The organism is Protofrankia sp. Cj3 (assembly GCF_917627355.1).
GTDB lineage: Bacteria > Actinomycetota > Actinomycetes > Frankiales > Frankiaceae > Protofrankia.
In genome coordinates this window covers 1-13,821 of the sequence record NZ_CAKJTR010000135.1, presented here as the reverse complement: position 1 = coordinate 13,821, position 13,821 = coordinate 1, and the positions used below count along the sequence as shown (strand labels likewise).

At 70.2% G+C, this 13,821-nt stretch carries 8 protein-coding genes; 6 read left to right on the top strand and 2 right to left on the bottom strand.

The window, feature by feature from the left end:
- A partial coding sequence (locus MJ783_RS16985; protein ID WP_239311432.1) for a phage resistance protein occupies positions 1-3,831 on the bottom strand: 3,831 nt, incomplete at its 3' end.
- Positions 3,832-4,133: 302 nt separating this feature from the next.
- Here MJ783_RS16985 and MJ783_RS16980 point away from each other — a divergent pair.
- Positions 4,134-5,330 carry an XRE family transcriptional regulator gene (locus MJ783_RS16980; protein ID WP_239311430.1) on the top strand — a complete coding sequence of 399 codons (1,197 nt, stop codon included), beginning with the start codon at positions 4,134-4,136 and terminating at the stop codon, positions 5,328-5,330.
- Between the two features lie 3 nt (positions 5,331-5,333).
- Positions 5,334-5,798, top strand: a complete 465-nt coding sequence (locus MJ783_RS16975) for a DUF4411 family protein (RefSeq protein ID WP_239311428.1) — start codon at positions 5,334-5,336, stop codon at positions 5,796-5,798.
- Here the strand turns inward: MJ783_RS16975 and MJ783_RS16970 are convergent.
- Positions 5,755-7,515, bottom strand: coding sequence for an ATP-binding protein (locus MJ783_RS16970; RefSeq protein ID WP_239311426.1), 1,761 nt, complete (start codon positions 7,513-7,515; stop codon positions 5,755-5,757). The genes MJ783_RS16975 and MJ783_RS16970 overlap by 44 nt on opposite strands.
- A gap of 543 nt (positions 7,516-8,058) precedes the next feature.
- Between MJ783_RS16970 and MJ783_RS16965 the strand changes: the two genes are divergently transcribed.
- The 4 genes from MJ783_RS16965 to fxlM form a co-directional block, all read left to right on the top strand.
- Positions 8,059-8,250, top strand: a complete 192-nt coding sequence (locus MJ783_RS16965; protein ID WP_239311424.1) for an FxLD family lanthipeptide — start codon at positions 8,059-8,061, stop codon at positions 8,248-8,250.
- 80 nt (positions 8,251-8,330) lie between these two features.
- Positions 8,331-11,396 (top strand): lantibiotic dehydratase, encoded by a 3,066-nt coding sequence (locus tag MJ783_RS16960; RefSeq protein WP_239311434.1) that lies wholly within the window; start codon positions 8,331-8,333, stop codon positions 11,394-11,396.
- Complete coding sequence (locus MJ783_RS16955) at positions 11,393-12,592, top strand: lanthionine synthetase C family protein (RefSeq protein WP_239311422.1); 1,200 nt, start codon at positions 11,393-11,395, stop codon at positions 12,590-12,592. The genes MJ783_RS16960 and MJ783_RS16955 overlap by 4 nt, the downstream gene beginning before the upstream one ends.
- Before the next feature lie 63 nt (positions 12,593-12,655).
- The coding region (fxlM, locus tag MJ783_RS16950) for a methyltransferase, FxLD system (protein WP_239311420.1) at positions 12,656-13,821 on the top strand (1,166 nt) is incomplete at its 3' end.

Below are 13,821 nucleotides of genomic sequence, written 5' to 3'. Positions count from 1 at the left end.
ATACTCACGGACGTCGGCGAAGGCCCGGTCCAACTCGGCAGGCCGCACGCGCCACTGCCGGTGGGCCGGGGCAACGGATCCCTGCCCAGGATCCGTCCTGCCGTTCCCGTCGATCATCACCGGCGGCCTTCCGGGCCGCGGCGTCACCGGCGGTGCGGCGGGCGGGGGCGGAGCCGGGCCGGCGGGCCGCGGGTCGACGGGTGGCGTGCTGACGGCCCGGCGCATGAGCTGGGTCGCGTCGGACCGGGCGTTGCTCAGCACGCCGGCGAGCGGGGTCGTCAGCTCGTCGGCGGCGCCTGCCTTCCGGATGCGCCCGAGGATCTCCTGGGCCTGCGTCTGGTAGGGCTCCGACAAGGTGGCGATCATGCTGAACATCTCACCCCACGGGGCGGACGTGACAGCGCCGGCGACGGCCGCGGCGCGGCCGATGCTGTGCGCGAGCCGTTCCGCCGGACCCGCGAGATCGGCGTGCGCCAGCCGCGCGACGATCTCCGCGCCGGCCTTCGGGCCGTCCAGCGCCGCAACCAGGTCGTGGGCGGCCCGGGCGGTCCGAAGACGTCCCGTGGTGGCTCCGGCCGGCTCCATGGCACACCCAGTCCGCGGGTCGAGGCCGAGATCGGGGGCGTGGGCCTCCAGCGCGGTCACCAGGTCCTGCGTCGCCGTGACGTGCTCATGGGCCTTCTTCACCAGGTCCTCGGCGAACGCGCGGATCAGCCGGCCGCGCCGCAGCGGCGGCGGCTGCACTCCGAAGAGGACCGCAGCCCGCCCGCAGGCGGTGACCCAGTCCGCGGGGCTGGGCAGCGGCTGTTCACGCAGCGTCATGTCCCTGATCCCGGCCGTCAGTTCCGGCGGGGCAGGCAGGATCCCGCCGTACTTGTACCAGGCGCGGTCGGTCTGCTCGGCGAACGCGGCGACGATCAGCGCGGCGACCGGGCTGTCCAGGCCGCGCGGCTTCGGCTCGTCGATCCACGTCAGCAGGTCGGCCACCCGCAGTTCGCCGTCCGCGCCGCTGGAGCTGCCGGAGCCGCCGGCCGCGGCCTGCGCCGCCTTCCGGGTGAAGTGGTCGACCCACTCCCGGCCGAGCTCGAAACGCGCCTCGTGCATGATCCCGAGGTCGAGCGCGGGGGCGATCCGCCGCATCGGCACCCGGTCGCCCCGGATGACCTCGACGGAGTTGCCGCCCGCTTCGGCCGCCTTCGTCACGTAGGAGAGGACGAGCCTGAAATCCGCCGGCTTGGCGGGCTGGCCGGTCTGGTCGGGGTCGAGGTCGGGGTGGCCGGGGAACTGGTCGGCCAGCAGGTCCCCGGCGAGCCGCCGAGCGGCTTCCCGGAACGTCGCCCCGAAGGCCAGCGTGGGGGTGAGCCCCGGCCACAGGGTGCGTAGCCAGTCCGAGTAGTCGCTGACGTCCTGCTCCTCACGCTTCGCCAACCCGTAGGCCATGCGCAGCAGGGCACGGGTCTTCGTCAGCAGCGCGTCGTACCGGCTCTTCAGCACGCCCCGGGCGCGCTGCCGGTCGTCGGCGCTCAGGTGCTGGGCGTGGCTGTCGAACCGGTTCCGGTTGAGCAGGTGGTCGAGCCGGACGAGCATCCCGAGATCGGCGAGCCGGGCGGCGGTCAGGTCCGCCGGGATCCAGCAGACCGCCCGGTGCGGCGTCCCACCGCCACGCAGCCGTTCGACCCGGGCCCGCGCGTCCACCGGCGGCCTGCCGGCGTCGTCGAACGGGTAGTCGATCACCAGCCGCCACGTCTGGGGATCGACCGGTTCCAGCTGGTCGTCACGCAGGTCCGAGCCGCGCAGCGAGCCGAAGATGACCTCGGTGGAGCGCCTGGAGCCTCGCCACACCAGGTCGAGCCGGTCGCCGTAGGCATCGTCGGTGACGGTGACGCCGAGCTCCTCGACGAGCAGCTTCCTGACCAGGGCGCGGCGGTTGCCGCCGCTGTCGTAGGCGGTCGTCTGGCTGAGAATGCCGTCGATCTCGACGTCGACCAGCTCCAGGCCGACGCCGGGATCGCCACCTTCGACTGGCAGGTACTTGATCTCGCCGAACTGGCCGGCCCAGCGTTCGACCTTCTTGCCGACGACGCCGGCCTCGCCGCCCGGGATCGGGCTCGTGATGCTGCCGTGGTTGAGCGCGGAGAGCCGCCGCGGCGTCAGGTTGCGCAGCGCCGGCACGCTCGGCGCCAGCGCGGCGAGCAGCAGGGTCTTGACCAGCCGGTCGTCGGCGGTGAAGCGGCGGACCTTGACGGCCAGCTCCCCGTCGACGGCGGCGCGGGTCGCCTGGGCGCGGCGCACCCGGGCGAGGATGTCCTCGTCGAGGCCCTCCGTGTCGAGCAGGAACGGGCGCAGCTTGCGGTTGTAGAGCCGCTGCGCCGCCTCGAACTCGGCCTTGAGCACGTCGGTGAACGGGGCGTCCCCGCCCCGGGTGATGACGTCCCACAGATCGCCCAGCGGGATGACCTGGCCCAGGCGCAGCTCGTCCCGCTGCGCGACGAGCAGCTGGCGCATGAGTTTGAGCGCGGTCCGGTTGCGCTGCAGGGCGGCGGAGACGTGGACGAGGGTGTCCATGAACGCCGGGCTGAACGGGTAGGAGAGCCTGAACGCGTCCCGGTCTGCGCCGAGCTGGGCGCTGCCACCGAGCATCGTGTCCCACACCTCGGCGCGGACCTTCGCCGTCGTCTCGAACGCCTTCTCGATCTGGGCCGCCGCGGCGGTGTCCTTCGCGCGCAGCAGCCGCCGGTTGGCGATCAGCGGCAGGTTGCGGTCCTCCAGGATGATCTTATCGAACCGGCCGTCAGCCAAGGTGAGCACGTCGAGGAAGCTCAGCCGGACGTCGCCGGCGATCGACTCGCCGACCAGCTCCCGTAAGTCGCGCTGCCGGGCGATGAAGCTGACAACCGGGATGGGCCGGGCACCGAGCCCACCCTCGACGAAGTTCGTGACCTTCTGGACCTCCCGGGAGACGAACCCCTGGTCACCCATGCTGTTCGCGAGCCAGAGGATCAGCTCGTCGAGGAACAGGATGACCGCGTCGTAGCCCAGCTCCTTCGCGTGCCGGGCGATCTCGCTCAGGCCCTGGTCGAGGGAGATGAAGCCCTCGGCGTCCTCGCGCAGGTCACGGTAGGTGTTCGGGAACCAGGTCGAGAGCAGGTCGGAGGTGAGCCGGCGGCGCGCCGCCGCGTCCGCACCGGTCGGGGTCAGGGCCGCGTCCAGCTCGGCGGCCGTCCAGGACGCGTCGTTGCCCCACTCGTCATCCTCGCCGCCGCCCGAGCCCGCGCGGTTCAGCTCCGTGAGGAAGGCCGCGTCGCCGACCTTCGCGCGCAGGCCGCGGGCCTCGTCGAGTAACGCCTCGGCCCGGTGCACCGCCGGGATCGGCGCCTCGGGGTGCAGCGTGCGCAGCCGGTCGGCGTAGCCGCCGAGAACCCGCTGCTCGATGGACTTCGCGCCCAGCAGGTGGAACGGGACGAGCAGGAACTTCTTGCCGGCCAGTTCGCCGTCGTGCTTGCCGAGCACGGCGGCCAGGTCGTCGAGCGCCCGCGCGGCGGGCTCGCCGCGCAGCAGCGCGTGCAGCACCGCCATGAAGTGCGACTTGCCGGAGCCGAACGAGCCGTGCAGGTAGACGCCCTTGGACGCCCCGGTGCCCACCGCCTGCGCGATCAGGCCGAGCGCCTCGTCGAAGTTGTGCACCAGCCGGTCGGTCAGCACGTAGTCGCGCATCGTCGCGGCCGCGTCGGCGACACCCTCGGTGAGCTTGAGGACGAAGTCGCTGTCCGACGTCCGCTCCGGGATGTCGATGACGTCGCGCAGCAGCGGCTGAGGCGACGGGCTGGTCATTCGGCCCCCCGAATTCCGGTCGTGCGAGTACTTGGGACTGCTTTGCCTGCGCGACAGCCAAACATACCGCGTTGTGTCGCAGGCTACCTTCACCGTCTGACGCCCCATCGGCGCTGGCCTTGCGCGAGCCAAGCCGATAGCATCTGAGCCGTCACTGATCGTTCATGCCCGCGCGTGGGGACAAGAGACAAGAGAGAGGAGTGTGGCTGATCGTCGGGCCGGCGCAATCACGCTAGGCTCGTTCGGGAAAGTGGTCACATGTCTTGTCCTGTACCTGCGGCCGAGGGGATGGCGATGGTGGTATGGCGCAGTCGATTCCCGCGCTCGTCGAACCCTCGGTTCTGCGGTGGGCTCGCCTCTCGATCGGGTTGACACCGATCGCGGCCGCACGCCGGATTGGCGTTCCGGACGGGCGCGTCGACGAGTGGGAAGCCGGCACCGTGCAGCCCACGATTGCGCAGCTGCGTGCGGCTGCGGTCGCCTACAAGCGTCCGTTGGGCGTCTTCTTCCTGCCTGCGCCACCTCACTCGTTCGACGCGATGCGCGACTTCCGGCGACTAGACGCTGGAGTGGACCGGGAATGGTCACCCGAGCTACACGCGGAGTACCGGAGGGCGCTTGCCCAGCGAGACCACGCGCTGGAACTGGCTGAGATCGATGAGCGACCGCCGCCCACCATCTGGAACACGGCCGCCGTCGCCGAGGGGGACGATGAGGAGAGAATCGGCGCCTTCGCGCGCCACGTCCTGACGACAACCCAGCCCGCCTCGCCGCCAGTGACCGGCACGGAGTACGACGCCCTCAATTACTGGACGTCAGCTGCGGAGGATGCCGGCATCCTCGTCATGTCGACGTCGCAGGGTCGAGTGCTGACCCGGGAGATGAGGGCGTTTTCGCTCTACTTCGACCAGTACCCGGTCATCATGTTGAACGGAAGCGACGCACCCCGTGGCCGGCTGTTCTCTCTGCTGCATGAGTACGCGCACCTTCTTCTGCACACCGGCGGGCTGTGCGACATGGTCACCAACCAGCGTGAGACGACAGCCGACCGGTGGCTGGAAGCCCGGTGCAACGCGGTGGCGGCCGCGGCCCTGATGCCGGCCGAGACCGTGATCTCCTGGCTGGAGTCGACAGGCCACGGCGAGGTGGACGAACAGTGGGACTATGTGGCCCTCCGGAGGGCCGCTGCCCCGTTCGGAGTGAGTGCCGAGGCATTTCTGCGGCGGCTGGTCACCCTCGGCCGCGCGAGCAGGGAACTCTACGAGGCCCGACGGCCGCAGTTCATCGCCGCGTACGAGGCGGACTCCGACCGCAGCCGGGGCGGTGGCAACTGGTACCGGAACGCCGCGCGCGACCTGGGAAAAGGCTACGTGCGTCGAGTAGCGGATGCACACCGCCGGCGGGTCATCGACAGTTACACGGCCGCCACCTATCTCAACGCGAAGGTGGGGCAGATATCGAAGCTGGCAGAGGAGGCAGCAGTTCGGCTGCCGGCATGACGGATGTCATTTTATTCATTCGACACCAGCGCGCTGATCAACGGGCGACGTGACCTGCTGCCTCCCGCGGTCTTCCCATCGCTCTGGCGCAATGTCGAGGAGATGATCGTGACCGGTGACATCCGGGCGGTCGATGTCGTCAGGGACGAGCTGGCCAAGCGCGATGACGAGGTGAATGCGTGGGCCAGCCTCCAGAGCGATTTGTTCGTCGCGCTCGGGCTCGAGATCCAGCAGGCGACGAAGACGGTACTCGCCTCGCATCCCAAGATGATGGGAAAGGGCGGTGGCCGGAACGGCGCGGATCCCTTTGTGATCGGGCTCGCCCTCGCGGTCGGTGGAATCGTTGTCACCGAAGAGAGCATGAGCGGAAGTATCGAACGGCCACGAATACCGGACGTGTGCGCGGCGCTCGGCGTACCCTGCCTCAGATTGATCGATTTCGTGGCCGACCAGGGCTGGAGCTGGTGAGGGGTAACTTCCGGCGCCTGCCCGGCTGGAGTGGGCAGGCGCCGGGGAACGCGATGACGGTGGGCGAAGCCCGGCGCTGCCCCTGGAGCCCCTCGGCGCTAACCCTGGAACAGGGTGATCGGGCGGCCGGCTGGGCTGGTCGTGGCGGTGATGGTCGTGCGCTCGTGGATGGGGGGAGCCGTCGGCCGGCGGTCGAACAGGAGCAGGGCGCCGGTGTCGAGCCGAGGCGGTCGAGGTAGCCGTCGAGCTGGACGAGTGCGGAGCCGAGGGGGTCGGCGTCGCCCTCGGCGCGGACCTTGAGCTCGAGGGCCTGGCGCTGCACGGCCCCGGCGCCCTCGGGACCGCGGTAGGGCCAGGTGACGAGGAGGTCGAGCCGGCCCCGGCCCACGCCGTACTCGCGCAGGACGGTGCCACCACCGTTCACCACCCGCTGCAGGTACGCCTGGAGAACGAGATGAGGCGCGGCCTCGTGGTAGATCTGCTGCGAGACGAGGATGTCGCCGTTGGCCGTCCAGAAGGCGGCGAACTCGGTGAGGAGCCGGGTGAAGTCCATCCGGCCGTCGGGAAGCACATAGGCGCGGGGCTGGGGGACGTCGGTGGCGTATTCTAGGACGCCGTCGGTCAGGGCCCGGACAATGACCTCGTTGTAGATCGGGTTAGCTGGGCGGACCGGCGCGTCTTGGGCGAGCAGGCCGAGGTCGCGGACGTACTGGATGTCGTCGTTCTTCGGTCGCTGCGTTGGCGGGGTGCCGGTGATCAGTGGTTCGATGATGGCGCGGACCCGGGGATCGTTGAGCTTGTCGACCAGCGAGTCCAGGTGGGTGGCTCGGGCCTGGATGAGGCGCTCGGCTGCCTTCTCCACGTGCGCGGCGGTGATGGGGGTCGGTGGCGTCACCGCCATCTCGACGATGATCTCGTTCGCGAGCGCGTTGACCAGCCAGGGCTGTCCGTCGGTCAGTTCGAACGCCCGCTCGACCGCCCGGTCGGTGAACGGCTGCCCAGTGTCGGCGGTGTGCTGGCCGTAGAGTTCACCGATCTCGTGGGGGGTGAAGTTCCCGAGTCGTAGCGACTTGACGATGATGTTGAAGGGGCTGGGACCGCCCAGGCGGTTGGCGTTTCCGCCAGAGGCAGTCCCGGGGACCCGCGGAATCGCGAAGCGATTTCGGGGGTGGCAATCGCGAAGGTCGCGCAGGCCACAGATGGCGACCGACATGGGGAAGTTCGCTGGCCGTTCGGTGGCGCCGCTGCGCAGCTGGCTGAGCACGCTGATCAGCGTGCGGCCTTCCAGGGCGTCGATCTCGTCAAGGAAGAGCACCACCGGCCGCGGGCAAACCCTCGACCAGGCCGTGAGCCCGCTGCTCAGCACCGCCCCGGCGGGTGCCTCCGGCCAGGCCGGCGGGCGGAGCTCGGCGGGCAGGGCGTCGGCGGTCTTGTCCCCCAGCGTCCGGAGGATGGCGCGTTCGGCCGCGGCGACGTCCTCCGCCCAGGGCCTCCCGGGCTCGCAGGAGGTCAGCACCGCCGCGTATCGGCCGGTCGCGGTCAGTTCCTGGGCGAGCGTCCGCAGCGTCGTCGTCTTCCCCGTCTGCCGGGGAGCGTGCACGACGAAGTAGCCGTGCCGCGCCACGAGGCCGGGCACGTCCGGCAGCCGGGCCGACGCCGGGATCATGTAATGAAGCGCCGGGTCGCACGGACCAGCCGTGTTGAACCAGCGAGTCATGACGCACCGCCCTCCTCGGCCACGGGCACGGACCGATCGGCGCAACTCTACGGACCACCACCGACCGTTTACCCCCGGGCAGCCCGGCGACGGGGCCCTACGACGTGACCTACGAGCAGGAGTCGCTGGAACGGTTCCTCGCACCGTCCGGATGTATCCAGGACAGATGCGGTCCCTGTGGCCCGAGAGATCGACGAAATGGCCGAGGCTGCCGGCCTTGTGCCCCCGCAGTGCGAACGGCGTCGTTGACCCCACGACGGGGGGCAGCATCGATCTTGGACGCTGGTAGACAAAAGATCTCCTTCGTAAGGGTGACAGCCGCCGTGTGTGCCGCGGCGATTCGTGGCTCACGAACGTTTCGTCGTCAAGCCCTGGCCGATCGTCGAACGTGGAGGGCTCGCGGACCCTGTTTTCGCAGGTCAAGCGCCACCCGGAGCGCGAAGCCAAAGATTCTGACTGGTGGGAATGGTTCACGGGCCGGGACGGAGCATCGTTACGGCGCGCCCTCGGGGCGTTGCCCTGCTTCCTCCTTCGAAGGGGTTGATGACCATGACGCTTGGTGGTTCCGCGAGTGCGGTTCTGGAGCAGACCGAGGCGACACCGCTCGGCCTGCTGGACGAGTTTCAGCTCGATGTGCAGGTGACGGTCGAGGCGGCGCCCGGATACACGATCCGGGCGTGCGACACGAGCGACACCTGCGGTTCGACCTGCGCCTCGGCGTGCGCCAGCGACTGACCTGGTGACGGCTGCGGTCGCCGGCTCGCCGGTCGCGCCCGCGCGGCGAGCCGGCGACCGCAGTGTGAGACGGAGGTGTGATGGTCGACGTGGACGTACCGCTGTACCGCCATGGTGGCGGTGCGATGCTGCGGGCGGCGGTCCTTCCGCTGTCCCAGCAGCCGGAGGACTGGCCGACGTTGTCCGATCCGGACTCGTGCCGGTCGTGGCTGCGCGCCGTATGGGCACTGTCCGGGTTTGCCGACGCGATCCGCTACGCAAGCGGGTCGTTCGCCGCTCAGGTCGAGTCTGTTCTCGACAACCAGGCGGCGGGCGGCAAACAGGTTCGACGGGTGACCTCGGCAGTCGTCCGCTATCTGCTGCGTTCCCTGGGACGGCCGACTCCGTTCGGCTTGTTCGCCGGTGTCGCCGGTATCCATATCGGCGAGGGTGTACGTGCGCGCTGGGGAGCGAGCCACCGGCTGGTCCTGCGGGCGGACACGCTGTGGTTGGACGACGTTGTCGAGCGGCTGGAGATGCTGCCCGACCTGCTTGCTCGCCTGGACGTCGTGGTCTGCGACCTGTTGGTCGAACGCGGCGACCGGATCGAGATGCCTCGCGGCCCGGGACGGGTGACGGTGCGTAACACGGCGGTGATGCGTCTCATCCGTGATCTGGCGGCCAAGCCGATCCCGTTCCACCTTCTGCTTGACCAGGTCGCGCTCGCGTTTCCTGCCGCCCCTGCCACGGCTGTCCGCCGTGTGCTCGGTGACCTGGTCGCCCAGGGCATCCTCATCACGGATCTTCGTGCGCCTATGACCGTGGCTGACCCGCTGGCGCATGTGATCGCGGCGGTCGAGCAGGCCATGGCCGGCGACGGCGAGGCGACAGCCGCCATGCTGGGCGATCTCCGCGCCACCCAGCAGCTGATCCGGACGCACAACAACGACCACGCCGAGCCGGGCACGCAGGCACGGCTACGGGAGGAGGCATCGGAACGGATGCGTCGGCTGTCGCCGGCCGGCCGGACATCGCTGGCCGGGGACCTGCACCTCGACTGCGACATCGCTGTCCCCGCCGACCTCGCCGATGAGATGGCCCACGCGGTCGATGCGTTGCTACGCCTCACGCGCCAGCCGCGTCCGGACCAGGGGTGGAACGACTGGTGCCGCGAGTTCTGGGACCGCTACGGCACAGGAGCACTCGTCCCCGTCCTGGACGCGGTGCATCCCGATACGGGCATCGGCTGGCCGGCTGGCTTCCCGGGCAGCATGCTGGCCGAACCCGAGGACACGGTCAGCCACCGTGACCAGGAGCTGCTGCGCCTGGCCTGGGACACGACCACCGCCGGACATCACGAACTCGTGCTTACCGACTCCCTTATCGCCGCGATCACGGCGGACAGGCCGGTGAATCCACGCTGGATTCCGCCACACGTCGAGCTGGGAGCCCGTGTCCACGCAGCCAGCGTCCAGGCACTGGCGGCGGGGGACTACACGTTCGGCGTTCATCCCGCGTGGGCGTTCGGCACGCTCACCTGCCGGTTCGGCTCAGCCGTGGGCCACGCCGGCCTGGACACTGTCTTCGCCGCCGCACCCGCGGCTGTCGAGGGCGCGCTGCCGGTCCAGCTGTCGTTCCCGCCGCTGTTTCCGCACTCGGAGAACGTCTCCCGGGTTCCCCGCTGGCTGCCCCAGGTGCTGCCGGTCGGTGAGCACCGGGCTGACGAATCGACCGTGATCCGCCTGGATGATCTCGGGATCGTCGCGGTGGCCGACGGGCTGCACCTGGTCGGCATCTCGCGGCGCCAGGTCGTCGAACCGCAGGTCTTCCACGCGCTCGCCCTGCGCAAGCAGGCACCGCCGCTGGCACGGTTCCTCGCCACGTTGACCCGTGGCTTTCTCGCCCGTTTCACCGAGTTCGACTGGGGACCGCTGGCCGCCTGCCTGCCCTACACGCCTCGGGTGCGTTACCGGCGCGCGATCCTGTCACCCGCAACGTGGCGGATCAGCATCGCGGACCACGCGGCGCTACGCGCCGATGGTCACCGCTGGGAGGAGGCATTCGCCCGGTGGCGGCAGCGAGGGGCCTGCCCAGACATCGTGGAGCTCCATGACGACCACCGGTCACTGCGCCTGGATCTCACCGTGGACGCGCATCTGGCGATCCTTCGCGAGCACCTGGACAAACACGGCCGCGCGACGCTGACCGAGACCGACTCCGTCGAGGACACGGGATGGATCGGCGGCCACGTCCACGAGGTTGTCCTACCGTTCCTCCGGGCGGTGCCGGCGGCGCCGAATCTCGTCACCGGCGCCCTGCCGCTCGTGACCAACGCGAATGCCGCGCACCGGCCGGCCTCGCCGCACGGCTCCTGGCTCTACGCGCAGATCTTCACCCATCCCGAACGTCTCGACGACCTCCTCCGCACGCACCTGCCCCGGCTTCTTTCCCTGCTCGACGGAGACCGGTCGTACTGGTTCGCCCGCTACCGCAGCGTCCGTGAGACCGACCATCTGCGGCTGCGGATTCGCACGGCCGGCCAGGAGGAGTACGCCGCGGTGGCTTGCGCGGTCGGCCAGTGGGGGCAGCAGCTCTGCGACGCGGGCGCGGCGTCCCGGCTGACCCTGGCGACCTACCATCCCGAGATCGGCCGTTACGGCAGTGGCGCCGCGATGGACGCCGCCGAAGCGGTGTTCGCGGCAGACTCGCACGCGGTCGCGATCGCACTTCAGCTCCCGACGCCGCTCGCAGTCCATCCGATGGCGCTCGCTGCCATCGGCATGGTGGACATCGCCGACGGTTTCCACGCCGACCCCGTCCGCGCGAACGCCTGGCTGCTGGAGCACCTCGCCGCCAAAGCCGCGCCCGGTGCGGATCGGCTCGTCACCGAGCAGGTCACCCGCTGGGCAGCCCGAAGAGCCCTGCCGGGCGATACATCCCTGCCCACCGCCCTCGCCCAGACGTGGCAGGCCCGCCGGGAAGCGTTGACCCGCTATCGGTTCGCGCTCCCCGGGAACGCCGACGCCGATCGGATTCTGTCCACGCTCCTGCACATGCATCACAACCGCGCCAGGCTGATCGATCGCGCAGACGAGGCCACCTGCCGCCGTCTGGCCCGGCAGATCGCTCTCACCCGACGCGCACACACCACGGCGGACAGCCCGTGACCACGCGCTCCCGTTTCCCGACGGTCCCAGCCCTCGGCGATGCCGAATCGGCGCGCTGGGCTCAGTCCCTCGGCGACGGAGCACCAGGGATCGCACTGGCGCATATCGCCCGCGCCCGCGCTGGCCTCGACGGCTGGGAACCGGTGCACCGCCTCGCGATGGCGATGACACGTAGCCCGCTCAACGCCCATCCCGACACCGCCAGCCTGTACCAGGGCGCACCGGCCGTCGCCTACACCCTGCACACCGCCGGCCACCCCGCCTACGACGCCGCGCTCGCCACCCTCGACGACGCCATCGCCACCGTCATCCGGCAGCGTCTGGAGACCGCCCACCGCCGCATCGATCATGGGCAGCTGCCCCACGCCCGCGAGTACGACCTGATCAACGGACTCACCGGCCTCGGCGCCATCCTCCTGCACCGGGACCACGAAACCGCTCTTCTTCGGGACGTGCTCACCTACCTGGTGCGGCTGACCCGACCCATCCGCGTCAACGGCCGCGACCTGCCCGGCTGGTGGGCGACGGGCAGCCCCGACCGACGCGCATCCGCCCGGTGGAACGCCGGCCATGCCGGATTCGGCATGGCCCACGGCGTCGCCGGGCCGCTGGCGCTCCTGGCCATCACCAAGCGCCAAGGCATCACCACGGCGGGACACGTCGACGCGCTCCACACCATCGTCACGTGGCTTGACCAGTGGCGCAGAGGCCAGCGGCGGACCGACTGGTGGCCCGAAGTGATCGACCACAACGAGCTACGTACCGGCAGCGCAGCTCGCCCGGGGCCGCATCGACCGTCCTGGTGCTACGGCAGTCCCGGAATCGCCCGAGCCGAACACCTCGCAGCCCTCGCCATCGGCGACCAACAACGAGTTTCCAACGCGGTCGAGACCCTCATCGGATGCCTCACCGACGACCACCGGCTCGCACAGCTCACCGACGCGGGACTCTGCCACGGCTGGGCCGGGCTCCTCCTGACGGCCCACCGGGCCGCGGCCGACACCAGCACCGGCGAGCTCTCCGCCGCCCTGCGCGCCGCCCAAGCACACATGCACCGGTACCTACGCGGCAAGGGTGACCCCACCACCGCGGGACTCTTGGACGGCGCGACCGGCATCGCGCTCGCCCATTCTGCCCTGGAGATCACATCTGACTCGGCGCTGCCAGACTGGGACCGCTGCCTGTTGATCAACTAGCAGTTGGTTACCCCGTCGAGGCCGCTGTCACCACCATGCCCCCTGCCGCTGTGAAGGAGACTGATGGACACCACCGCAGCCACATCACCAGGCGCGTTGCGCGACCGCATGGTCGACCGCATCCTCACCAGCCAGGATCTGCCCCCGTGGGTCGAAACGGCGCTGCGTTCCGTCGAACGCCACCGCTACGTCCCCGAGGCGCCGCTGACCGACGCCTACGACGAGAAGGCGGTCATCACCCACGCCTTCCCCGACGGCACCCACCTCAGCTGCGCATCCGGCCCCACCATCGTGGCCGCCATGCTCACCGCCCTCGACGTCCGGCCCGGCCAGCGCATCCTGGAGATCGGCGCCGGAACCGGCTACAACGCGGCCCTTCTCGCCACCCTCGTGGGAACCGGCGGCCACGTCACCACCATCGACATCAACGCCGACGTCACCGCCGCAGCACGGCGCAACCTCGACGACACCGGCTTTCCTCACGTCCGCGTCCTCACCCGCGACGGCGCCGACGGCGCCGCCGAGGACGGCCCGTTCGACCGGGTCATCGTCACGGTCGGCGCCTGGGACATCCCACAGGCCTGGTGGGACCAGCTCGTCCCCGATGGCCGCCTCGTCCTCCCGCTGCGCTGGCGCGGCACCACCCGCGCTGTCGCACTCACCAGGCAGGATGACCACTGGAAGTCCGACTGGGTCTTCCTGTGCGGCTTCGTACCCATGCTCGGCCAGCCCGGCGAACGGAAGAGCGTCATCCACCCCGACGGCCTCGCCGCCCTGCACCACGACCTCGACCAGCCCATCGATACCGAGGCCCTGCGCGGCGTCCTCGACCGGGAGAAGTCCACCGTCTGGTCCGACGTGACCGTGCACGGCCAGGAACCCTTCGACCGCGTCTGGCTCCACCTCAGCGCCGTGGACGACGGCGCGGTCCGCATTGAGGCCGACCAGCAGGCTGTCACCGAGGGCCTGTGCACACCCGCGATCGCCTCGCGCAGCCCAGCCCTGGTCAAAGACGGCTCACTGGCCTACTTCACCATCCGACGCACCTCTGCCCCAGGGCGCTGGCAGCTCGGCGCCATCGGCCATGGACCCCTCGGTCACCGTCTCGCCTCACGGATCGTCGACCAGATCGACGCCTGGGACCACGACCGCACCGCCGACCCCGAAATCCTCGCCTTCCCGACCGGCACGCTGATCCCCAACCAGACGAAAGTCAAGATCATAACCAA